We start from the raw sequence: 21,039 nt of genomic DNA, 5'->3' as shown, positions 1-21,039 counted from the left end.
CGGATGTCCGATCGCACTGCAGAGTTCATCTCCACCGTGCATCCCTATGACTGCCTGAAGCGGGACGAGCTGGCGCGGGTCGCCGGTTCCTTCAGCCGCAGGCGCTTTGCCGCCGGCGATCCGGTCTATGACTTCGGCGACCGGCTGCCCGGCCTCTACCTGATCGAGACCGGCCATGTGGCGGTCACCGACCGCAACGGCGACAGCGTCTCGCAGCTGGGGCCGCGCAATTCCTTCGGCGAGCGCGGGCTTCTGCGCGACGGGGTCGCGGTGACCTCGGCCCGGGCGCTGGACGAGGCCCAGATCCTGATGCTGCCCCGGGCCGAGGTGATCCGCCTGATCTCGGAACACCGCGCCATCGCGCGCTTCTTCGACCGGGGCCGGGGGCCGGTGGATCGCGGCAGCGACGTGGCGCGGCTGAAGGTGGGCGAGCTGCTGTCGGGCAAGCCGGTCAGCTGCCCGCCCGAGACGCCGATCATCACCGCCGCCCAGATGATGCGCGAGGCCCGCATCAGCAGCCTCGGCGTGACCGAGGGCGGGCGCCTGATCGGTCTGGTCACCATCCGCGACATGTCCAACCGTGTCGTCGCCGAAGGGCGCGACATGCGCCAGCCGGTAAGCCAGGTGATGACGCCCGACCCGGTGACGCTGGCGCCGACCGCGCTTGGCTATGACGTGCTGAACATCATGCTGGAGCGCAAGATCAGCCACCTGCCGGTGGTCGAGGATGGCCGCTTCACCGGCATGATCAGCCAGACCGACCTGACCCGGGTGCAGGCGATCTCGGCGGCCGGGCTGATCCGCGAGGTGGCGCTGGCGCGCGACACCGAAGGCATGGCGCGCGTGACCGCCCGCATCCCCGAGCTGTTGCTGCAACTGGTCCAGGCGCGCCAGCGCCACGAGATCGTCACCCGGATGATCACCGACATCGCCGATGCGGTCACCCGCCGGCTGCTGGATCTGGCCGTGGCCGATCTGGGGCCGGCCCCCGCGCTGTGGCTGTGGGCGGCCTGTGGCAGCCAGGGCCGGCAGGAACAGACCGGCGTCAGCGATCAGGACAACTGCCTGATTCTGGAACCCGGCGCCGATCCCGCCCATCCGTGGTTCCGCGACCTGGCGGCGCGCGTCTGCGACGGGCTGGATGCCTGCGGCTATGTGCATTGCCCGGGCGACATGATGGCCAGCAACCCGCGCTGGCGCCAGCCGGCCCCGGTCTGGCGGGGCTATTTCCGCGACTGGATCGCCCATCCCAGCCCCGAAGCGCAGATGCTGGCCTCGGTCATGTTCGACCTGCGCGCCATCGGCGGCGAGGGCGCGCTGCTGGACAGCCTGCAGCGCGAGACGCTGGAGGCGGCGTCGAAGAACTCGATCTTCGTGGCGCATATGATCGCCAATTCGCTCAAGCACCGCCCGCCCCTGGGGCTGATCGGCGGCTTCGCCACGATCCGCTCGGGCGAGCATCGCCATCATATCGACATGAAGCACAATGGCGTCGTGCCGGTCACCGATCTGGGCCGCTGCTATGCGCTGCAGGGCCGCATCGGATCGGTCAACACCCGCGCCCGGCTGGAGGATGCCGAGGCGCGGGGCGTCATCTCGGGGACGGGTGCGCGGGACCTGATCGCGGCCTATGACATGATCCAGACCGTGCGTCTGGAAAACCAGGCGCATCTGGTGCGCGCGGGGCGCAAGCCCGACAATTACCTCTCGCCGGCGGATCTGTCGGATTTCGAACGCAGTCATCTGCGCGACGCCTTCGTGGTGGTGCGCGGCATGCAATCGGCGGTGGGACATGGCAAGGGGATGCTGGGATGACGGGGATGGGTGCGGATCTGCTGGGGGTGATCGCGGTCGCGGTCGGCGCGGCGGCGGTGCTGTATGCGGGGATGCATGCGGCGCGCAAGGCGGGGCTGAACCCGCCACCCTGGCTGCTGACCGGAGGGATCGGGCTGGCGATGGTCGCCTATTCGGTGTGGAACGACTATGCGTGGTACGGTCGCGCCGTGGCGACCCTTCCGCAGGGCTCCGAGGTGCTGGTCGTCGGCCGCGACAGCCAGCCCTGGGCGCCCTGGACCTATCTGGCCCCGGTCGAGGTGCGCTTTGCCGCCGTCGATCCCGCCCAGATCACCGGGGCCGAGGGCGGCACCCGCAGCGCGCCGATCATGCTGGTCGAGCGGCGCGGCCAGACCATCATCGTCCCGCAGGATTTCGACTGCGCGGGCGACCGCATCCGGCCCGCGCGCGGCGACTGGACGCCTGCGGGCGACGATGCCGCCTTCGCCGCCGTCTGCCCGAAGGAGCCCACCGATGGCTGACATCCTGATCGTCGAGGACGAGGACAACATCGCCACCGCGCTGGATTTCCTGCTGACCCGCGACGGCCACCGCCACGACCGCATCGCCACCGGCAAGGGCGCGGTGGACCGCATCCGGCAGATGCATCCCGATCTGGTGCTGCTGGACGTGATGCTGCCCGAGGTCTCGGGCTATCAGATCGTGCAGGACGTGCGGGCCGATCCGGCCTTGGCGGATGTGCGGGTGCTGATGATGACGGCGCGCGGCTCGGTGGTGGAGCGTCGCAAGGGCCTGGCCCTTGGTGCCGACGGCTTCATCGCCAAGCCCTTCGAACTGGCCGAGCTGCGCGCCGAGATGGCGCGGCTGCTGGCGCCGGGTCCCGCCGCGCCATGACGGCCCCGGCCCCGGATGCCGGACTGCCCGCACCGGGCGGGGCGGTCCGCGGCTCGCTGCGGGTGCGCATCCTGCTGATGTTTCTGGGCTCGCTTGGCGCGGCGCTGGCGCTGGCGGGGCTGGCGCTGTGGCGCGCGGGGTCGGGCGGGACGGATGCCGCGATCCAGGGCGCGCTGCTGGCGGGCTTCGGGCTGACCGGCATCGTGACCGGGCTGTGGTACCTGTTCGACCAGAACATCGCCCGGCCCATCGAGGCGCTGGCCGGCGCGCTGCGCACTGGGCGGGTGCCCGATCTGGCGCAGTCCCGCTATCTGGCCGATCTGGGCCCCGCCGCGCGGGATGCGGCACTGGCCCGGCAGCGCTCGGATGAGGCGCTGGACGCTGCGCTTGAGGCCCATGCAGCGGAACTGGCGCGCGAGAAGGCCAGCCTCGAATCGATCCTGGCCGATTTCGGGTCGGGCGCGGTCATGGCCGATGCACGGGGGCGGGTGGTTTTCTACAACGCCAGCGCGGCGCGGCTGTTGCCGGGGCTGGCGCTGGACGGGATGCTGGACCGCCTGCTGACCCCCGGCGCGCTGCGCGCCGCACGGGTGCGGCTGGCGGCGGGGGCAGGGGCGACCGACCTGACCTGCCTGACGGCAGCGGGGTTGCGCCTGTCGGGACGGCTGCGCCCCATCGACAGCATGGGCGAGGGGGGCCTGCTTCTGATTCTGCGCGACGCCGCCGTGGACCGCCCCGCGCCGCGCGCCACGCTGGAGGCGCTGCGCCGCCATGCCGCGACGCTTGTGCCGATGCTGGACGCGCTGGACGGCCCGATCCCGCCCGCGCTGGCGCTGGCGATCCGGGCCGAGGGGCAGGGCCTGGCTTCGACCACCCGCACCCTGTCGCAGATCCTGGCCAGCGACGCGCCGGCCCAGATGGCGGGCCTGGACGAGCTGGCCGCCGGGCTGACCCCCGCCGGTCCCCTGCCGCGCCTGGCCTTCCGCGCCGAGGCGGCGGGGCTGAACGCACTGCTGCTGGCGCTGGACGCGCGGCTGCGCGATCTGGGCCATGCGCCGGTGCTGGCCATCCATCCCGATCAGGCCGATCAGATGCGGCTGGCGCTGGAATGGTCCGGCGCCCCCGTGCCCATCGACCTGCTGGAGGCCTGGCTGACCGATGCCCCCGATCCCGGCCAGCCCGACCTGACGGGCACCGAGATCCTCGCCCGCCACGGCACCGGCATCTGGCCCGAGGCGTCGGGCCCCGCCGCCGCGCTGGTCATGCCGCTGCCCCTGGCCGAGGGGACCGTTGACGGGTCCGGCGTGACCTATGATTTCGCGCTGGCGGCGCGGGGCGTGGCCTCGTCGCGGCTGGCGGACCTGACCTGCGTGGTCTTCGACACCGAGACAACGGGATTGAACGACCACGATGCCATCGTGCAGATCGCCGGGCTGCGGCTGGCACGGGGCCGGCTGACGGGGGAACGCTTCGACACGCTGGTCAATCCCGGCCGCCCGATCCCTCCCGGCTCGACCGCGATCCACCACATCACCGACGCGATGGTCGCGGATGCCCCCGACCTGACGGCGGCGCTGACGGCCTTCCGGCATTTCTGCGACGACAGCGTGCTGATCGCCCATAACGCGCCCTTCGACATGGGCTTCCTGCGCCGGGCCCGTGCGCAGACGGGCGCGCATTTCGACAACCGGGTGCTGGACACGGTCGCCCTGTCCGCGATGGTCTGGGGGCAGTCGGCGGTCCATACGCTGGATGCGCTGACGGAACGGCTTGGCATCGAGATCCCGCCCGAGGCCCGCCACACCGCGATGGGCGACACCGTCGCCACGGCCGAGGCCTTCCTCAAGCTGATCCCGGCGCTGGAGGCCAAGGGCATCACCCGCTTCGAGGAGGCCTGGGCCGAGGCCCGGCGCCATCGTAGCCTGATCGCCGACGCGAACCTGCCCGACTAGAGCGCGATCTGCGGCTGGTCGGGATCGGTCAGGTCGGGATCGGCGCCGTCCGGGCCGGCCTCGGGGTCGGGGCGCAGCGTCTCGCCCAGAGGAGGCGGAGGCGGGGCGTCCTCGCGGCGCCGGATCAGGATGTCGCCATTGGGCAGACGCTCGGGCGCCTGATAGTTGCGGATGTCGTCGACCTGCGTCGCCAGATCTCGCAGCGCCGGCCCCATCCGGCGAAGCGCCCCGGCCAGATCGCCGGTCGGATCATTGGTCGGGCCCTCAGCGTCTGGCGCAGGCTCCTTGCCAAAGAACTGCCCGAAGAGGCCGTCGAGGCTGCGATCGAACAGGCCGGGCTCCTCGGGAGCGGGCGCGGGGCCGTCCTGCGCCTGCGCGGGACCGAAGGTCAGCGCCAGAGCGAGGGCAAGGGGGGCGATTGCATGTCTCATGCCCCGAAGATGGGCAGAAACGAGGGGCGCTGCAAGGCTCAGGCGGCGCCCATCTGCGGGGCCGGGCGATCGCGCGTGCGATAGCTGTCCCAAGCCTCGTTCAGGCGGCGTGTGCGGGCCTCGGCCAGACGGATCGCCTCGGGCGGCAACCCGCGTCCGATGGCCTTGTCGGGGTGATTCTCCTGCAGAAGCTGACGCCAGCGGCGCTTGACCTCGGGCAGCGGCGTGTCGGGAGCCACGCCCAGCACCTCGCAGGGGGGGCAGCCCGCACCGCTGTCATGGCGGCGCCGGATCGCGTCGATCTGGGCGGGGGCCAGGCCGAAGATGCGTCCGACCTCATCGAGAAAGGCGATCTCGGTCTCGTGCAGGGGACCGTCGGCGACGGCGATGACGAACAGCCCCTCGATCACGTCCAGCAGCACCGGATCGCCGGGGGTGAACATCGAGGCCATCTTGCGCGCCCAGGCATCGAAGCCCGCCACATCCTGCCGCGCCAGATCGAAGACCCGGGCGGCGTTCTTCTCCTCGGACCGGGGAATGATGAAGACGCGGCGAAAGGCCGCCACCTCGGACCGGGCGACGGTGCCGTCGGCCTTGGCCAGCTTGGCGCCAAGCGCGATCACCGCGATCGTGAAGGCGACCGAGCGTTCGGGCGGCGTCGCGGGGTGGTTCGTCCACAGGAAGGCCACGACACGGTCGGCCATCCGCTGCCAGAAGCTGCGGGGCGGCGGAAGGGTCGGGCAGGGGCCCGTGCAGGCCGAGGGGGTCGCGCAACAATCCATGCAGCCAGTCTAGCCGCTGATCACGCCCGGCGATAGGGGCGGGGTGTCGCGCGTCACGCTCAGATCGCGGCCCATCAGCACAAGATCATGATACTGCCCGAATTTCCATCCCGCTCCCGGAATGCGACCCCATTGGGCATATCCCATCGCCGCGTGAAAGGCGATCGAGCCCAGGTTGGATCCGGTGATCCCGCCGATCAGCAGGCGATGGCCCCGCGCGCGGGCGTGATCCTCCAGCCCGCACAGCAGGGAACGGCCCAGGCCCAGGCCGCGCTGGCCGGGCGCCAGATAGATCGTGTGTTCCTGGCTGTGCGCATAGCCCGCCCCGCCGCGAAACTGGGTATAGGTGCCGAAACCGGCGATCCGGTCCGTCTCGGCCACCAGAAAGGCGTGACCGCCCGCCTGCCGATCGGCGATCAGGGCGGCGATCTCGGGCTCGGACCGCTCGGTCGGCCAGAAGGTGATGGCGGTGTCGCGCACGATGGGGTTCCAGATCGCGGCGATCTGCGGCACATCCGCCAAGGTGGCCGCGCGCAGGATCACAGGGTGACCTCGGTTCCGTCGCGCGTCAGGGTCAGCGTCATGGGCGTGCCCGCCCCGGTCAGCATCAGGCGGCGGTCGGACAGGTCCAGCCGGTCCAGTGGCAGGGTCAGGCGGGCCAGCCGCAGCCCGTGATCGGGCAGGCGGTCGGACGGATGCGGGCCCGTGCCCCAATCGATCCGCATGGGCTGGGCGCCGTCGCGCGGCATCTGCCCGGCCAAGGGCAGGGTGATGCGCCAGGACAGATCGCCCCGGCTGGCGGTGGCGATCTGGGTACCCGGCGGGGCGGTCAGGGGATCCTCGCGCGCCACCCAGCCCGCCACGCAGGGCGCGGCGTCAAAGCTGTCCAGCCCGAACCAGCGCGGGCGGTCGGGACTGTCCGGGTCCGGGGCGATCAGTTCCAGATATTCGCCGGGACCAAGCGACAGCAGCATGTTGTGGGTGCCCAGGCCCGGATGCCGCCCGCCCGGCTGCAAGGCCAGGCCAAGCCGTGCCTGCAGCCAGTCCGCGCCTTCGTCCAGGCTGCGGGCGGCGATCGCCACATGGTCGAAGGTCAGGCTCACCCGCGATGCGCCCCCGCGGCCAGGGCGCGGACGAAGTCCAGGATCTCGGGGACCGGGCGGCCCTCGCCGATCAGCTTGACGATGGCGCTGCCCACCACGCAGCCATCCGCAACCGAGGCGATGGCCTGGGCCGCCTCGGGGGTCGAGATGCCGAAGCCCACCACGACCGGCAGGTTCGCCGCCGCCCGGATGCGCGCGACCTCGGGGGCGACATCGGCGGCATTGGCGGCGGCGGCGCCGGTGATGCCGGTGACGCTGACGTAATAGACGAAGCCGGTGGTGTTCTTGACCACGGCGGGCAGGCGGCGGTCATCGGTGGTGGGCGTCGCCAGCCGGATGAAGTTCAGCCCGGCGGCGGTGGCGGGCACGCACAGCTCGGCATCCTCCTCGGGGGGCAGGTCGACGACGATCAGCCCGTCGACGCCCGCCTCGACCGCATCGGTCAGGAACTGCGTGACGCCACCGGGCCGCGCATAGATCGGGTTGTAGTATCCCATCAGCACGACCGGCGTGGTCGTGTCCTCGCGCCGGAAGGCGCGCAGCATGTCCAGCGTGCGGCTGACGCTGCCACCCTGCGCAAGCGCCCGTTGGCCCGCCGCCTGGATCGTGGCGCCATCCGCCATCGGATCGGTGAAGGGCATGCCCAGCTCGATGATGTCGACGCCCGCCTCGGGCAGGCCGCGCATGATCTGCAGAGCGGTGGCGTCATCGGGGTCCGAGGCCATCATATAGGCCACGAAGGCCTTCTTGCCCTCGGCCTTCAGCGCCGCAAACCTGTCGTCGATTCTGGTCATGTCCGTCCCCGTCCTCTTTGGTGCCAGCACTAGCCCGCATGGGGACGGGGTGCAATCGGGCCCACCGCTGGACTTGGCCGCGCGGGGCGCGTAACAGCAGCCCGGAAATCGTTTTGAAAAGGGTGCAGTCATGGGCTTTCGCATGGGGATCGTCGGGCTGCCGAATGTCGGCAAGTCCACGCTGTTCAACGCACTGACACGGACCGCCGCGGCACAGGCCGCGAACTTTCCCTTCTGCACGATCGAGCCGAATGTGGGCGAGGTCGCCGTTCCCGATGCGCGGCTGGACACGCTGGCGCAGATCGCGGGCAGCAAGCAGATCATCCCGACGCGGATCACCTTCGTGGACATCGCCGGTCTGGTGAAGGGCGCCAGCAAGGGCGAGGGTCTGGGCAACCAGTTCCTGGCCACGATCCGCGAGGTCGATGCCATCGCCCATGTGCTGCGCTGCTTCGAGGATGGCGACATCACCCATGTCGAGGGCCGCGTCGACGCCCTGGCCGATGCCGAGGTGATCGAGACCGAGCTGATGATCTCGGACATGGAATCGATCGAGCGGCGGCTGGCCAATCTGGCGCGCAAGCTGAAGGGCGGCGACAAGGATGCCGCCGACCAGCAGCGGCTGCTGCAACAGGCGCTGGCCGCGCTGAACGAGGGCCGCCCGGCGCGCACGATCACCGTGTCCGACGACGACCGCCGGGCCTGGGACATGCTGCAGCTGCTGACCGCCAAGCCGGTGCTGTTCGTGTGCAACGTGGCCGAGGACGAGGCCGCCCACGGCAACGCGATGTCCGAGAAGGTCCGCGAGATGGCCGAGGCGCAGGGCGCGGGCCATGTGGTGATCTCGGCCCGGATCGAGGAAGAGATCAGCCAGCTGGACGCCGAGGAGGCGCAGATGTTCCTGGGCGAGATGGGGCTGGAGGAGCCGGGCCTGGACCGGCTGATTCGCGCCGGATACCAGCTGCTGGGCCTGCAGACCTATTTCACCGTGGGTCCCAAGGAGGCGCGCGCCTGGACCATCACGCGCGGCACGCTGGCCCCGCAGGCGGCGGGCGTAATCCATGGCGATTTCGAGAAGGGCTTCATCCGGTCGGAAACCATCGCCTATGACGATTACGTTGCCGGCAAGGGCGAGGCCGGGGCCCGCGAGGCGGGCAAGCTGCGCGTCGAGGGCAAGACCTACGAGGTCAAGGACGGCGACGTGCTGCATTTCCTGTTCAGCGGCTGAGGGAGGCCGGACGGCTGCCCTCGGGAAACCCCGGGCGCGCCTGACGTCATCTCGTCCAACCCCGGACCGGTCGCCGCCGGTTCCGGGGTTTTTGCGTTGCGCGCCGCCCCTTCGGACATGACAACGCCCCGCCCCTTTTCAGGGACGGGGCGCGAGTCCGAGACGTCGGGGATCAGTTCCCGACGACGGTGCAGGGGCGCGAGCGGCTGTGCATGCGCTCGCAGGCCAGTTCGGCATGTCCCTTGGATAGGTTGCCGAATCGCGGCTCGAATCCCCGGTTGGTATTGGCCACCTGACGGCTGGCCCGCCCGAAGAGGTTGCCGTCCTGCAGCGCCAGACCCAGCAGCAGCCGGTCCGCCTCGGCCTGCGAGGTGGTCAGGCCAAGCGAGACCCCCCAGTTGCGGCCGCTGTCGGTCGGGCGGCGCACGACCTCCAGCGCCTCGGGGCTGCCCAGATCGCCTTCGCCCATCGCGGCCAGAATCACCGTCTCGGACCGGGGCCGGGGGGCGTTCGAGCTGTCCAGCGACAGGCTGCCCGGGGCCGCCTGCGGCTGCGGGGCGGCAGGCTCGGGCGCTGCGGCGACCTGCCGAGGTTCGGTCACGGCGGCGGTGCTCGCGCTGCGGCGGGGCGAGGGCGCGGGGCGGTTCGAGGCCGCCAGCACCGGGGCCGCAAGGCTGGCCGAGGCTGCCGGCGCCGCATCCGAGGCCACCGCCGTGGCGATCGCCTCTTCGATGGCGGCGGGGCTTGCGGGCGCCGCCGCGCCGGGCCGGGCACGGGGACGCAGGCTGTTGGCCAGCGCGATTCCCGGGGCGGCCGGGGCAGGGGCCGTGGCGCCTGCACGGCGCAGCGCCTCGGTCAGATCCACCGCCGAGGGCGCGGCGGCAGCCACGGCCGCGACAGAAGGCTGGGCCGCCGGGCGGGTCGAGGGCGGCGGCGAGGCCTGCAGCACCATGCGCTGCGGTTCGGGCTGCGTCGCCGCCGGGCTGGCTGCAACCTGGGCGCGACGGGTCGTCGACTGGACCAGCATGCGCGGACGCTGCGGCTTGACCTCGCGGACGCGGTCGGGGATGCGGGGGAAGCTGTTGTCCAGCAGTTCCGCCATCACCTGATTGCGCTGCGCGGTCGAGGTGCCGCCGAAGACCGTGGCGATCAGCCGCTTGTTGCCGCGCTGCGCCGAGGCGGTCAGGTTGAAGCCCGCCGCCCGGGTGTAGCCGGTCTTGATCCCGTCCGCGCCCGGATAGTCGTCCAGGAAGCGACGGTTGGTCGCAGTCACCTGCGCGATGCCCGCATCCGCCGTGCGGCGCGAGAACAGGTTGTAATACTGGGGGAAATCATAGAACAGGTGACGGCCCAGGATGCTCATGTCATGGGCGGTCGAGTAATGCCCCTCCTGCGTCAGCCCGTGGGCGTTGCGGAACTGGGTGTTGTTCATGCCCAGGGCGCGGGCCATCTGGGTCATCTGCTGGGTGAAGGCCTGCTCGGATCCCGCCAGCCCCTCGCCCAGGGCGGTGGCGGCGTCGTTGCCCGACTTGATCGCGGCGGCGCGGATCAGATAGCGCAGCTCGATCTTCTGGCCCGCGCGCAGGCCCAGCTTGGAGGGCGGCTCGTTGGCGGCCTTGCTGGAGATGGTGAAGCGCGAATCCAGCCGGACCTGCCCCCGCTCGATGGCCGAGAAGGCCATGTAGAGCGTCATCATCTTGGTGAGCGACGCGGGATGCAGCCGGGTGTCGGCGTTCTGGCGATAGATGGGCTGTCCTGTCCGGGCATCCATCACATAGGCCGCGAAGGGCGCCGCTGCTGCCGGAAGGGACAGCAGAAGGGTGGCCAGCACGGCCTGACGCAGCACCCGGAAGACTTGGGGAAATCTGTTCACTGTCACTGTCTCTCTGCCTCAAGCGGGCACGTCGTTTGTCGCACGCCCGTCGTTAATCACATGAGAATAGCACGGGAGTTTTTTCCTTGGAACCGTGCATTCCATCTAAATTCATCTTCCGCGCGAACCGGGGTGATCCGCGCGGGGGGCTTTCATCCGGGCCGCTTTGCGCTATATTTCACCCCAGGGGCCGGCACCGGCCGCCCCGCCGCCCGCAGCATTCAGGAACGACCCCCGCCGATGACGCACTGGATGACCGCTCCCGACATGCCCGACGACCAGTCCGATCTGGCCGTCAAGCCGCGCAGCAAGTCGCAACGCCCGCCGATGTACAAGGTCCTGCTGCTGAACGACGACTTCACGCCGATGGAGTTCGTCGTCCATGTGCTGGAACGCCTGTTCAACATGACCCATGCCCAAGCCATCGAGATCATGCTGACCGTGCATCGCCGGGGCGTGGCGGTGGTGGGCGTCTTCTCCCACGAGGTGGCCGAAACGAAGGTCGCCCAGGTGATGGAACTGGCCCGGCGCCAGCAGCATCCCCTGCAATGCACCATGGAAAAAGAGTAACCCTGTGACCCAATCACGACTGGACCTGGCCTTTCCGGATGGCCATCCCGGGGGCGAGGTCCTGTTCATCGGCGCGACCGCCGCCGAGGATCTGTCCCCGCTGGACCCGCAGCACCTGACCATCGTGCAGGGCCATGTCGCCGAGCATGACGGCCTGGCCGCGCGCGGCCTTCGCGTCAGCCCGGCGGTCGATGGCACTTTCGACACCGCCATCGTCCGCCTGCCGCGCGCCAAGGAGGCCGCCCGGGCCCGCTTGGCGCTGGCCGCCGCCCATCTGGCCCCCGGCGCGCCCCTCTGGGTGGATGGGCAGAAGACCGACGGCGCCGATGCGCTCCTCAAGGAACTGCGCGCGCTGGCCCCGGTGACCGAGGTGATCAGCAAGGCCCATGGCAAGATCTTCCGCCTGACCCTGCCGCCGGAAGGCCTGCCCGAGGCGTGGCAGGCCCGCGCCCGCGAGGTCGTGCCCGGCTTCACGACCCTGCCCGGCGTCTTCTCGGCCGATCATGTCGATCCGGGCTCGCGGATGCTGGTCGATCACCTGCCGCCCAAGCTGCCCACGCGGATCGTCGATCTGGGCGCGGGCTGGGGCTGGCTGTCGGCACAGGCCCTGGCCCGCGCCGGCGTCACCGAGCTGCATCTGGTCGAGGCCGACCACGCGGCGCTGACTTCGGCGCGGCAGAACGTCACGGATCCGCGCGCCCGCTTCCACTGGGCCGATGCCCGCGACTTCGCGCTGAAGGAGCCGGTGAACGGCGTGATCATGAACCCGCCCTTCCATGCGGGGCGCGAGGCCGATCCGCGCCTCGGCGCCGCCTTCATCGCCACGGCGGCGCGGCTGCTGACCGGGGCGGGCAAGCTGTGGATGGTCGCCAATCGCCACCTGCCCTACGAGCAGGTGCTGGCCCAGCATTTCGGCCAGGTCCACGAGATCGCCGGCGACACCCGCTTCAAGGTGATCGAGGCCAGCGCCGCCGGCAAGGGCAGCGCCACGACCCGCAAGGCCGCGCGGCGATGACCCTCTCGATCCAGGGCAAGACCGCCATCGTGACCGGGGCGGCGCGCGGCGTGGGCCTGGCCATCGCCCGGCATCTGGCCGAGCGCGGCGCTTCGGTGATGTTCGCCGATGGCGACGAGGCGGCGCTGAATTCGGTCGTCTCGGATTACGAGGATGGCCAGACGCAGGTACGCCGCTTCGTGGGCAACATGTCCGAAAAGCTGGCCATGGCGAACCTGCTCTCGGCCACGCTGGACGCCTTCGACCGGGTCGACATCCTGGTCAATGCGCATCGCTTCGTGCGGGGCAGCGATCCCCTGGACACCGACATGGACGCGCTCGAGGAGATGCTGCGCCAGAACATGCTGGCCGGGCTGCGCCTGTCGCAGATGGTCGCCAAGCGGATGATCCGCCAGGCCGAGGGCGAGGGCACCGCCAGCCAGACCGGCGCGATCGTCAACATCTCGACCCTGGCGGCGCGGCGCCCGGTGCCCTCGATGCTGGGCTATTCCATCGCCTGCGCTGCACAGGAACAGGCCACGCGCGGCTTGGCCCTGGCGCTGGCTCCGCACCGCATCCGCGTCAACGGCGTCAGCTTCAGCAGCGTCATGTCGCACGAGTTGCAATGTGCGCTGAAGGACAATCCCGACACCCGCGCCCTGATCATCGCCGGCACGCCCCTGGGCCGCATCGCCGCCGCCGACGAGCTGGCCGAGACGGTGCATTATCTCTGCAGCGACGGCGCCCGCTTCGTGACCGGCCAGATCATCACCGTCGATGGCGGCCGCAGCCTGGCCGACCCGGTCACCGCCCAGATCCTCTGACGCCAGCTTTCATCTTGGCCGAAATATCCCGGGGGGCATCGCGGCACGCGATGGGGGGCAGCGCCCCCCTGCGGCGCCCCCAGACCGCGCTACGCCTCCTCGGGAAAGGCCTCCCGGCAGGCCGACACGGCAGCCCGCGCGCCCCCCGACAGCGCCGCCTGCCGCGCCTCCAGCCCGTCGCGCTTGCGCGTCTCCGCGGCCGGGTCGATCGGCACCCGGTACCGTTCGCTGTCCACATAGTCGCGCCAGCAGCCATAGGTCGTGACGTGCTGCTGCCCGTCCCGGTCGCGATAGACCCGGCGGCACTGCTCGAAGCGGGTGCGGACCACCTGCCGCTCCTGCCAGGAATAGCCGCGGGCCAGGTTCCCCTCGACCTCGGCCAGAAGCGCGCTGATCGTCCGGTATTCGCTGGTATTGCGGTCGATGCAGCGTTCCTGCGGGGTGCCGCAGGCGGCCAGCGCCAAGGGCAGGGCAAGGCTCAGGGCAAGGGCGGTGTTGCGGCGCATGACGGCTCTCTTTAAGGGGTCGGGCGATGCTAGCGCCGACGCAAGCAGGTTTGCAAATCACGAATGAGGCGGATCACCGATGACCGATGCCATGGACGACCAACGCCACGACGCCGCCGACTGGTTCCACACCCTGCGCGACCGCATCGTGGCGGCCTTCGAGGCGCTGGAGGACCGCGCCGCGGGCCCCACCGCCCCGGGCCGGTTCGAGGTCACCCCCACCACCCGCGAGAATGACGGTGGCGGCGGGCTGATGTCGGTGATGCGCGGCGGCCGGGTCTTCGAGAAGGTCGGCGTGAACTGGTCGCAGGTCCATGGCACGCTGGCGCCCCGCGCGCAGGCGGCGATGGCCGCGCGCGGCGTCGCGGGCATGGACAGCGATCCGCGCTTCTGGGCCTCGGGCATCAGCCTGGTCGCGCATATGCAGAACCCGCATGCCCCGGCGGTCCACATGAACACCCGCATGTTCTGGACGCCCGGCGCCTGGTGGTTCGGCGGCGGCACCGACCTGAACCCCTGCCTCGAATACCCCGAGGACACCGCGCATTTCCACGACACCCTGCGGGAGGCCTGCGCGCCCCACGGCGCCGATTACTACGACCGCTTCAAGGCCTGGGCGGACGAGTATTTCTTCATCCCCCATCGCGGCCGGGCGCGGGGCGTGGGCGGGATCTTCTACGACGACCTGAACACCGACGACTGGCAGGCCGATTTCGCCTTCACCCGCGCCGTGGGCGAGGCCTTCCTGCCCGCCTTCCTGCCTTTGGCCGAGGCGCGCATGGCAGACCCCTTCACCGAGGCCGACCGCGACACGCAGCTGATCCACCGGGGCCTCTATGCCGAATACAACCTCGTCTACGACCGGGGCACCAAGTTCGGGCTGGAGACCGGCCACAACGCAGATGCGGTCCTGATGAGCCTGCCGCCCCTGGCGAAGTGGGTGTGAGCCTGATGAAGCGTCCATGGGAGCGTCTCGACGAATTAAGCGACGCAGAAGCTCTCGAGGCTATCTTTGAATATTGCTGGTTGCACCTTGCTCAGATCATGGAGCAAAAGCGAGCTTATGCTGGTCTGTATGGCGACGTCAGACGTGTCGAGATTATGAATGCTGCGTCGGGTGCTTTGTCGAGAGTTATTCAAGACGCATTATTTGACTCAATTGTCCTCGGACTTTGCCGTTTGTTGGATCCGGCAAAGTCCGGGCGCACGAAGTTCGTGAATTTATCGTTCGACCTCATGATTTCAAAGCTTCCGGCGTCAGAAATAAGCCTGCATTGTCAGGAACGCCGGGAGGATCTTTGCAATCGGGCTTATTCTCTCAGACAACGTCGCGACAAGCACTTGGCACATACCGATCTAGCGTCGCTGAAGCAGGAAGCGCGGGTCGGTTGGGTGAGCCTTACCGAGATTGAGAGCACCTTGAGCGAAATGGGTGATTTGCTCAAGGATATCTACTCAATCCAGTTTGGCATTCACTTGGACGTCTGGCCGCCAAATGATCATCCCGAACTGCCATTTCTTCGATCGCTGTTCTATGGAAAAACTGCCCTCGATGAGCGGATAGAAGCTTTCTTCAAAGACTATATGTCCGCTCCATCAAGCCGAACAAACCGCTTGCCGCATCTGGATTCGATATATCCAGATTTTTTGTGCCGTCCGTTCTCTAAACTGGATTAAACATCTAGCTCTTCCACGAAGCGTGCGTTTTCTTGGATGTATTCGTAGCGCAACTCGGGCTTCTTGCCCATCAGGCGCTCGACCAGGTCGCCGGTCTCGCCGCCCTCGTCATCGTCGATGCTGACCCGGATCAGCTTGCGCGTCTTGGGGTTCATCGTCGTGTCCTTGAGGTCCTTGGCGTCCATCTCGCCCAGGCCCTTGAAGCGCTGCACGTCGATCTTGCCGCGCCCGCCCAGGCCCTTTTCCATCATCCGCTCCTTCTCGACATCGTCCGAGACATAGATGCGGTGCGCCCCCTGCGTCAGGCGGTAGAGCGGCGGGCAGGCCAGGTACAGATGACCCTTGTCGATCATCGGGCGCATCTGGGTGAAGAAGAACGTCATCAGCAGGGACGCGATATGCGCCCCGTCCACATCGGCATCGGTCATGATGATGATCTTGTCATAGCGCAGGTCGTCGACATTGAAGCGCGTGCCCATGCTGACGCCAAGCGCCTGGCAGAGATCGTTGATCTCCTGGTTGGCGCCCATCTTCGAGGAGGCCGCGCCCAGCACGTTCAGGATCTTGCCGCGCAAAGGCAGCAGCGCCTGGTTGGTGCGGTCGCGGGCCATCTTGGCGCTGCCCCCGGCCGAATCGCCCTCGACGATGAACAGCTCGGTCCCCTCGCGGTTGGTGGCGCTGCAATCGACCAGCTTGCCGGGCAGGCGCAGCTTCTTGGTGGCGGTCTTGCGGGCGGTCTCCTTTTCCTGGCGGCGCTTGAGGCGTTCCTCGGCGCGCAGGATCAGGAAGTCCAGGATCGCGCCCGCCGATTTCGTGTCGGCGGCCAGCCAGTTGTCGAAATGGTCGCGCACCGCGCCCTCGACCAGGCGCGCGGCTTCGGTCGTGGCCAGCCGGTCCTTGGTCTGGCCCACGAATTCGGGCTCGCGGATGAAGCAGCTGACCAGCGCGCAGCCGCCCACGCCCAGATCCTCGCGGGTGATCTGCGCGGCCTTCTTGTTGTTCACCCGCTCGCCATAGGCGCGCACGCCCTTGAGGATGGCGGTCCAGAAGCCCAGCTCATGCGTGCCGCCCTCGGGGGTGGGGACGGTGTTGCAATAGGACTGGATGAAGCCGTCGCGGGCGGGGGTCCAGGTGATCGCCCAATCGACCTTGCCCGGCACGCCGAACTTCTCGCGGAAATCGACGCCGCCCGCGAAGGGGCGGTCGGAATAGGTGCTGGCGCCGGCCAGGACCTCGGCCAGATAATCGGCCAGACCGCCGGGAAAGCGGAACGTGGCCTCGCGCGGGGTCTCGCCATCGTCGATCTCGGACTTCCAGCGGATCTCGACGCCCGAGAACAGGTAGGCCTTGGACTTGACCATCTTGATCAGCCGCGCGGGCTTGAAGCGGTGATGGCCGAAGATCTCCTCGTCGGCATGGAAGGTCACGGTGGTGCCGCGCCGGTTCGGCGCCGCGCCGATCCTGGCCACCGGCCCCTGCGGGATGCCGCGCGAGAAGCGCTGTTCATAGAGTTCCTTGTTGCGCGCGACCTGCACGACCATCAGATCCGACAGCGCATTGACCACAGATGCGCCGACCCCGTGCAAGCCGCCCGAGGTCTGGTAGGTGTCGCCCGAGAACTTGCCCCCCGCATGCAGGGTGCACAGGATCACCTCCAGCGCGGACTTGCCGGGGAACTTGGGATGCGGGTCGATGGGGATGCCGCGCCCGTTGTCGCGCACGACGACGCTGTAATCGGCCAGCAACTCGACCTCGATGCGGCTGGCATGGCCGGCCACCGCCTCGTCCATCGAGTTGTCCAGGATCTCGGCCACCAGATGGTGCAGCGCGCGTTCGTCGGTGCCGCCGATATACATGCCGGGGCGCTTGCGGACGGGCTCCAGCCCCTCCAGCACCTCGATCGAGGAGGCGGAATAGGCGTCGCTGGCGGCGTTGCCGGAAAGAAGGTCGTCGGCCATCGGGGGTCGCTCGCTGATAAGGATCGCGGCGCTTATCTCATGGGGCGGGGGCGGGCGGCAAGGGGTTGTGGCCCCCGGGCCCCCAGCCCCCATGGGTGGCGCCCGATCCTTGGGCGCCTAGGCGGGCTCGGCCAGACGCGCGGCCCACATCGCCTGAAAGGCCGGGCGATCCTGGCAGGCCGACAGCCAGGCGCGGATCGCGGGGAAGGGCTCCATCAGCGGGCCGTAGCCCTGGGCATAGCGCACGATCTCGGCCATGTTCAGGTCGGCCACGGTGAACCGCCCGCCGATCAGATAGGCATGGGTGGCCAGATGATCCTCCAGCACCTTCAGGGGCCGGACCAGACGTTCGGCGGCCTCGGCCACCAGCCCCGCATCCTCGGGCTCGGACAGGGTGCGGTCGTGCAGATAGAGGATGGTCAGCGCGTCCGGCTCGATCGCGGTCGCGCCATAGAGCGACCACTGCCCCATCAGCGCATCCTCGGCATAGTCCTGCGGGCCGGTGGGGCCGCCATGCTTGCGCGCCAGATGCAGCGTGCAGGCCAGCGATTCCGACAGGACCAGCCCCTCGTCCTCGATCACCGGGATCGCGCCCGCCGGCGACAGCGCCAGGAAATCGGGGCTTCGGGTGTTGAGGGGCGCGTCCTCGGCCTCGGCATCCGCCAGCCGGTAGGCCTGGATCACCGGCACCTGCCGGAAGGGCAGGTCCAGCTCGTGACACAGCCAGATGACGCGCGAGGCGCGGGAACGGGTGACGCCGTGAAGGATCAGCATGGGGATTTCCTTGTTTTGTGCAGCCTGCGGCGCGGGGGCGCGATGCGCAACCCCTCAGCGCAGGCGCCTAACGCAGGCCCGCGCGAGCGGCGGCGCGGTCGATGGCGTCGACGATGGCCTGGGGATCGCCGTGCTGGGGCATGTGGCCCTGTCCGGGCAGGATCGTCAGCGCCGCATCGGGCAGGGCGCGGGCCAGCGGCTCGGCATGGACGAAGGCGGGCACGATGGTGTCCTGGTCGCCATGCAGGATCTCGACCGGCAGGGTCAGCTGCGGATAAAGCGGGGCCATCACCCGCAGATAGGGCCGCAGCCCGCTGATCTGGGCGGCATTGGCGCGGTAGTTCTCGCGCCGCACGGCCAGCCCCACGCCGATATAGTCGGCATAGCCCGGGGGCAGGGGCTGGGGCGCGAAGATCCCCGCCATGATCGCGTCGCCCAAGGCCAGGGGCGCCAGCGCGGTCAGCAGGGGCGGCCCCACCCGGTCGCCCAAGGGCGTGCCGATGAAGGCGTACCAGCCGGTCAGATCGCCCGGCCAAGGCATCGTCGCGCCCGAGACGATCACCAGCGCCGCCGTGTCCGAGGGCGCGCGCGCGGCCCAGGCCAGCGCCACCGCGCCGCCATAGCTGTGGCCAAGCACGATGGGATCGCGCACGCCCAGCTGGTCGGCGGCGGCGCGCAGCAGTTCCGCCTGTGCGATGGGATTGGCGGTCTGCGCGCCGATGGGGTCGGACCAGCCGAGGCCGGGCCGGTCGAAGGCGATGACGCGGTAGCGGTCCTTCAGCCGGTCCACCAGATCGAAGGTGAAATCGCGGCTGTTGCCGCTGGCGCCGTGCAGCAGGATCAGGTCGGGGCCCGTGCCCTCGACATGGGCATGGATGGTGGTGCTGCCCACCTCCAGCAGATGGCCGGTGGGCGGGAACTGCGCCTCGAACCCGGCCTCGCGCGCGCCGGCGCGGGCATCGACCGCCCGCCCGCACCCCGCCAGTCCCATCCCCAGCACGGCAAGGCCCAAGGCCAGCCTCATCCGTCGTCCCAAGCCCATCGTGTCATCCTGAAGTTGCGGCGCCGGGCGCAACCGCGCCCGGGCCTTTGGGTTCCGCGCCTGCGACCTCTGGCGCGGCGGTGATTTGCAAGCCCGCAGCGCCGGGGGTAACTGGACGGGCCGAGATTGCCAAGGTGCCGCCCCCATGCCCGCGATGACCCTGCCCGCCAAGTTCCTGACCGCCGCCCTGCTGACGGCGCTGCCCTGCGCGGCGCTGGCCCATCCGCATGTCTTCATCGATGCCGGGCTGGCGCTGGACTATGACCCGGGCGGGGCGCTGACGCAGGTGACCGTCGAATGGGCCTATGACGATTTCTATTCGCTGCTGATCATCGAGGATCTGGGCCTCGACCCCGATGGCGACGGGGTGCTGACGCCCGATGAGCAGGCGGCCCTGCAGGGCTTCGATGCCGATTGGGAGGAAGGGTTCGACGGGCGCCTCTATCTGGATGTCGACGGAGCCCCCGTCGCGCTGGAGGCGCCTCGCCATCTGCCGACGCGCTACGAGGACGGGCGGCTGATCTCGTCCCATGTCCGGCCGCTGGCCCAGCCTCTGGACGGTGCGCAGCCCCTGCGGCTCAGGGTCTACGATCCGGAATATTACGTGCAGTTCGCCATTCCCGCGCCGCCGGTGATCCGGGGCGCGGATTGCGCGGTGGATCAGCGCGTGGGCGATCCCTTCGCCGCCGCCGATGCCTATGCCCGCGCGGTGGCCGAGGGTCTGGACGAGGCAGAGGGCGCGATGACCCCCGAGATGCTGGTCGTCGATATCGGCGCGGCGGGCGCGGACGAGATCCATCTGCGCTGCGGGGACGCACCATGAGCAGGGGGTTGTGGCGGGTGCTGGCGCTGGTCGGGCTCGGGGCCGGGCTGATCCTGATGGCCCTGTGGCTGTCGGGCGGGCTGACCGGGCTGGAGCGGTGGGCCGCCCTGCAGCAGCGCGCGGCGCAGGACCTGATGGCGGGCGCGCTGCGGGCGCTCAGGGCGGGTGATCCGGGCGCCACGGCCTCGCTGGTCTGGGTCTGCTTCGGCTACGGGGTCTTTCACGCGGTCGGGCCGGGTCATGGCAAGCTGGTCATCGGAAGCTATGGCTTTGGCTCGCAGGTGCCGCTGGCCCGGCTGGCGGGACTGTCGCTGGCATCGTCGCTGGCGCAGGCGGGCGTGGCGGTGGCGCTGGTCTGGGGCGGCATCACGATCCTGGATCTGGGTCGCGAGGCGCTGACCGACCTGTCCGAGGCCCATATGGCGCGGATCAGCACCGTGCTGGTCGCGCTGGTCGGGCTGTGGCTGGCCCTGCGCGGGTTGAAGATGCTGCGGCATGAGGCCGCACGGGATGGCGTCCCCGGCCATTCCCACGATCACGCGCATTCTCACGACCACGACCACGACCACGATCACGGCCCCGCGTGCGGCTGCGGCCATGCGCATGGCCCGACGCCCCGGCAGCTGGCCGAGACGCGGTCCCTGCGCGACGGGCTACTGGTGGTGGCCTCCATCGCCGCGCGTCCCTGCACCGGCGCCCTGTTCCTGCTGATCCTGACCTGGCGGATGGGGATCTTCGGCACCGGCATTCTGGGAACCTTCGCCATGGGCCTGGGCACCGCGACGGTCACGCTGGCCGTCGCGGGGCTGGCGGTCTGGGCGCGACGGGGCAGCTTTGCGCTGCTGCCCCAGACGGGCCCCTGGGCGCAGACGGCGCGCTGGCTGCCCGGCGCGATGCAATTGGGGGCCGGGGCGCTGATCGCGGCGGTCTCGGTGGCGGTGCTGCTGTAGCCGGGGATTGATGCAGGTCAAGGACGGACGGCGCGCGCGGGGCCTAGATGGCGCAACGCGCAACAGGAGT

General features: G+C 69.8%; 22 protein-coding genes. 12 read left to right on the top strand and 10 right to left on the bottom strand.

Features of this window, described 5'->3' with window-relative positions:
* Positions 1-3: 3 nt before the first annotated feature.
* From FA743_RS01750 to FA743_RS01735, 4 genes are read left to right on the top strand one after another with little or no spacing between them, the layout of a single operon-like run.
* On the top strand, positions 4-1,815 hold the full coding sequence (locus FA743_RS01750) for a DUF294 nucleotidyltransferase-like domain-containing protein (RefSeq protein ID WP_136884148.1): 1,812 nt from the start codon (positions 4-6) through the stop codon (positions 1,813-1,815).
* Entirely contained in the window at positions 1,812-2,315 is a 504-nt protein-coding gene (locus FA743_RS01745; protein WP_136884147.1) for a hypothetical protein, read from the top strand. Before FA743_RS01750 ends, FA743_RS01745 begins: the two co-directional genes overlap by 4 nt.
* Entirely contained in the window at positions 2,308-2,688 is a 381-nt protein-coding gene (locus tag FA743_RS01740; RefSeq protein ID WP_136884146.1) for a response regulator transcription factor, read from the top strand. The genes FA743_RS01745 and FA743_RS01740 overlap by 8 nt, the downstream gene beginning before the upstream one ends.
* Complete coding sequence (locus FA743_RS01735) at positions 2,685-4,640, top strand: 3'-5' exonuclease (protein ID WP_136884145.1); 1,956 nt, start codon at positions 2,685-2,687, stop codon at positions 4,638-4,640. The genes FA743_RS01740 and FA743_RS01735 overlap by 4 nt, the downstream gene beginning before the upstream one ends.
* Here FA743_RS01735 and FA743_RS01730 read toward each other — a convergent pair.
* From FA743_RS01730 to trpA, 5 genes are all read right to left on the bottom strand, one after another.
* Positions 4,637-5,071 carry an AAA+ family ATPase gene (locus FA743_RS01730; protein WP_136884144.1) on the bottom strand — a complete coding sequence of 145 codons (435 nt, stop codon included), beginning with the start codon at positions 5,069-5,071 and terminating at the stop codon, positions 4,637-4,639. The genes FA743_RS01735 and FA743_RS01730 overlap by 4 nt on opposite strands.
* 38 nt (positions 5,072-5,109) lie before the next feature.
* Positions 5,110-5,775, bottom strand: coding sequence for a molecular chaperone DjiA (locus tag FA743_RS01725; RefSeq protein ID WP_246054784.1), 666 nt, complete (start codon positions 5,773-5,775; stop codon positions 5,110-5,112).
* A gap of 87 nt (positions 5,776-5,862) precedes the next feature.
* Positions 5,863-6,396: a GNAT family N-acetyltransferase gene (locus FA743_RS01720; protein WP_246054782.1), complete on the bottom strand. Its 534-nt coding sequence runs from the start codon at positions 6,394-6,396 to the stop codon at positions 5,863-5,865.
* Complete coding sequence (locus tag FA743_RS01715; protein ID WP_169308735.1) at positions 6,393-6,956, bottom strand: VOC family protein; 564 nt, start codon at positions 6,954-6,956, stop codon at positions 6,393-6,395. Before FA743_RS01715 ends, FA743_RS01720 begins: the two co-directional genes overlap by 4 nt.
* Positions 6,953-7,750, bottom strand: a complete 798-nt coding sequence (trpA, locus tag FA743_RS01710; RefSeq protein ID WP_136884141.1) for a tryptophan synthase subunit alpha — start codon at positions 7,748-7,750, stop codon at positions 6,953-6,955. The genes FA743_RS01715 and trpA overlap by 4 nt, the downstream gene beginning before the upstream one ends.
* Positions 7,751-7,880: 130 nt before the next feature.
* On the opposite strand from trpA, the gene ychF reads away from it, so the two are divergent.
* Positions 7,881-8,978, top strand: coding sequence for a redox-regulated ATPase YchF (ychF, locus tag FA743_RS01705; RefSeq protein ID WP_136884140.1), 1,098 nt, complete (start codon positions 7,881-7,883; stop codon positions 8,976-8,978).
* Between the two features lie 172 nt (positions 8,979-9,150).
* On the opposite strand, the gene FA743_RS01700 is transcribed toward ychF, so the two are convergent.
* Complete coding sequence (locus FA743_RS01700; RefSeq protein ID WP_246054780.1) at positions 9,151-10,851, bottom strand: D-alanyl-D-alanine carboxypeptidase family protein; 1,701 nt, start codon at positions 10,849-10,851, stop codon at positions 9,151-9,153.
* A 252-nt stretch (positions 10,852-11,103) separates the two neighbouring features.
* Here FA743_RS01700 and clpS point away from each other — a divergent pair, with 252 nt between their 5' ends.
* Genes clpS through FA743_RS01685 form a run of 3 tightly spaced genes read left to right on the top strand, consistent with a single transcriptional unit; the run spans position 11,104 to position 13,239 of the window.
* Entirely contained in the window at positions 11,104-11,421 is a 318-nt protein-coding gene (gene clpS / locus FA743_RS01695; RefSeq protein WP_136884139.1) for an ATP-dependent Clp protease adapter ClpS, read from the top strand.
* 4 nt (positions 11,422-11,425) lie between these two features.
* Positions 11,426-12,436: a class I SAM-dependent methyltransferase gene (locus tag FA743_RS01690; protein WP_136884138.1), complete on the top strand. Its 1,011-nt coding sequence runs from the start codon at positions 11,426-11,428 to the stop codon at positions 12,434-12,436.
* Positions 12,433-13,239, top strand: coding sequence for an SDR family NAD(P)-dependent oxidoreductase (locus FA743_RS01685; RefSeq protein WP_136884137.1), 807 nt, complete (start codon positions 12,433-12,435; stop codon positions 13,237-13,239). The genes FA743_RS01690 and FA743_RS01685 overlap by 4 nt, the downstream gene beginning before the upstream one ends.
* Positions 13,240-13,328: 89 nt before the next feature.
* On the opposite strand, the gene FA743_RS01680 is transcribed toward FA743_RS01685, so the two are convergent.
* Positions 13,329-13,745 carry a hypothetical protein gene (locus FA743_RS01680; RefSeq protein WP_136884136.1) on the bottom strand — a complete coding sequence of 139 codons (417 nt, stop codon included), beginning with the start codon at positions 13,743-13,745 and terminating at the stop codon, positions 13,329-13,331.
* A gap of 79 nt (positions 13,746-13,824) precedes the next feature.
* Between FA743_RS01680 and hemF the strand changes: the two genes are divergently transcribed.
* Positions 13,825-14,691 carry an oxygen-dependent coproporphyrinogen oxidase gene (gene hemF / locus FA743_RS01675; RefSeq protein ID WP_136884135.1) on the top strand — a complete coding sequence of 289 codons (867 nt, stop codon included), beginning with the start codon at positions 13,825-13,827 and terminating at the stop codon, positions 14,689-14,691.
* A gap of 5 nt (positions 14,692-14,696) precedes the next feature.
* Positions 14,697-15,422, top strand: coding sequence for an AbiU2 domain-containing protein (locus FA743_RS01670; protein ID WP_246054807.1), 726 nt, complete (start codon positions 14,697-14,699; stop codon positions 15,420-15,422).
* Here FA743_RS01670 and parE read toward each other — a convergent pair.
* From parE to FA743_RS01655, 3 genes are all read right to left on the bottom strand, one after another.
* On the bottom strand, positions 15,419-17,380 hold the full coding sequence (gene parE / locus FA743_RS01665) for a DNA topoisomerase IV subunit B (RefSeq protein WP_136884133.1): 1,962 nt from the start codon (positions 17,378-17,380) through the stop codon (positions 15,419-15,421). The two genes, FA743_RS01670 and parE, sit on opposite strands and share 4 nt — an antisense overlap.
* Before the next feature lie 117 nt (positions 17,381-17,497).
* Positions 17,498-18,154, bottom strand: a complete 657-nt coding sequence (locus FA743_RS01660) for a glutathione S-transferase family protein (RefSeq protein ID WP_136884132.1) — start codon at positions 18,152-18,154, stop codon at positions 17,498-17,500.
* A gap of 67 nt (positions 18,155-18,221) precedes the next feature.
* Complete coding sequence (locus tag FA743_RS01655; protein ID WP_246054778.1) at positions 18,222-19,196, bottom strand: alpha/beta fold hydrolase; 975 nt, start codon at positions 19,194-19,196, stop codon at positions 18,222-18,224.
* 145 nt (positions 19,197-19,341) lie between these two features.
* Between FA743_RS01655 and FA743_RS01650 the strand changes: the two genes are divergently transcribed.
* Both FA743_RS01650 and FA743_RS01645 read left to right on the top strand, forming a co-directional pair.
* Positions 19,342-20,019: a DUF1007 family protein gene (locus FA743_RS01650; RefSeq protein WP_136884131.1), complete on the top strand. Its 678-nt coding sequence runs from the start codon at positions 19,342-19,344 to the stop codon at positions 20,017-20,019.
* Complete coding sequence (locus tag FA743_RS01645) at positions 20,016-20,969, top strand: nickel/cobalt transporter (protein ID WP_136884130.1); 954 nt, start codon at positions 20,016-20,018, stop codon at positions 20,967-20,969. The genes FA743_RS01650 and FA743_RS01645 overlap by 4 nt, the downstream gene beginning before the upstream one ends.
* Positions 20,970-21,039: the final 70 nt, after the last annotated feature.

The organism is Paracoccus gahaiensis (genome assembly GCF_005048225.1).
Taxonomy (GTDB): domain Bacteria; phylum Pseudomonadota; class Alphaproteobacteria; order Rhodobacterales; family Rhodobacteraceae; genus Paracoccus; species Paracoccus gahaiensis.
The sequence above is the reverse complement of the archived record's forward strand: the minus strand, read 5'-3'. Positions and strand labels throughout refer to the sequence as shown.

Excerpts from the sequence above, each read along its gene's own strand:
- FA743_RS01750 (WP_136884148.1), top strand. The coding sequence starts at position 4 with ATGTCCGATCGCACTGCAGAGTTCATCTCCACCGTGCATCCCTATGAC.
- FA743_RS01745 (WP_136884147.1), top strand. The coding sequence starts at position 1,812 with ATGACGGGGATGGGTGCGGATCTGCTGGGGGTGATCGCGGTCGCGGTC.
- FA743_RS01740 (WP_136884146.1), top strand. The coding sequence starts at position 2,308 with ATGGCTGACATCCTGATCGTCGAGGACGAGGACAACATCGCCACCGCG.
- FA743_RS01735 (WP_136884145.1), top strand. The coding sequence starts at position 2,685 with ATGACGGCCCCGGCCCCGGATGCCGGACTGCCCGCACCGGGCGGGGCG.
- FA743_RS01730 (WP_136884144.1), bottom strand. The coding sequence starts at position 5,071 with ATGAGACATGCAATCGCCCCCCTTGCCCTCGCTCTGGCGCTGACCTTC.
- FA743_RS01725 (WP_246054784.1), bottom strand. The coding sequence starts at position 5,775 with ATGGCCGACCGTGTCGTGGCCTTCCTGTGGACGAACCACCCCGCGACG.
- trpA (WP_136884141.1), bottom strand. The coding sequence starts at position 7,750 with ATGACCAGAATCGACGACAGGTTTGCGGCGCTGAAGGCCGAGGGCAAG.
- ychF (WP_136884140.1), top strand. The coding sequence starts at position 7,881 with ATGGGCTTTCGCATGGGGATCGTCGGGCTGCCGAATGTCGGCAAGTCC.
- clpS (WP_136884139.1), top strand. The coding sequence starts at position 11,104 with ATGACCGCTCCCGACATGCCCGACGACCAGTCCGATCTGGCCGTCAAG.
- FA743_RS01685 (WP_136884137.1), top strand. The coding sequence starts at position 12,433 with ATGACCCTCTCGATCCAGGGCAAGACCGCCATCGTGACCGGGGCGGCG.
- FA743_RS01680 (WP_136884136.1), bottom strand. The coding sequence starts at position 13,745 with ATGCGCCGCAACACCGCCCTTGCCCTGAGCCTTGCCCTGCCCTTGGCG.
- hemF (WP_136884135.1), top strand. The coding sequence starts at position 13,825 with ATGACCGATGCCATGGACGACCAACGCCACGACGCCGCCGACTGGTTC.
- FA743_RS01670 (WP_246054807.1), top strand. The coding sequence starts at position 14,697 with ATGAAGCGTCCATGGGAGCGTCTCGACGAATTAAGCGACGCAGAAGCT.
- parE (WP_136884133.1), bottom strand. The coding sequence starts at position 17,380 with ATGGCCGACGACCTTCTTTCCGGCAACGCCGCCAGCGACGCCTATTCC.
- FA743_RS01660 (WP_136884132.1), bottom strand. The coding sequence starts at position 18,154 with ATGCTGATCCTTCACGGCGTCACCCGTTCCCGCGCCTCGCGCGTCATC.
- FA743_RS01655 (WP_246054778.1), bottom strand. The coding sequence starts at position 19,196 with ATGGGCTTGGGACGACGGATGAGGCTGGCCTTGGGCCTTGCCGTGCTG.
- FA743_RS01650 (WP_136884131.1), top strand. The coding sequence starts at position 19,342 with ATGCCCGCGATGACCCTGCCCGCCAAGTTCCTGACCGCCGCCCTGCTG.
- FA743_RS01645 (WP_136884130.1), top strand. The coding sequence starts at position 20,016 with ATGAGCAGGGGGTTGTGGCGGGTGCTGGCGCTGGTCGGGCTCGGGGCC.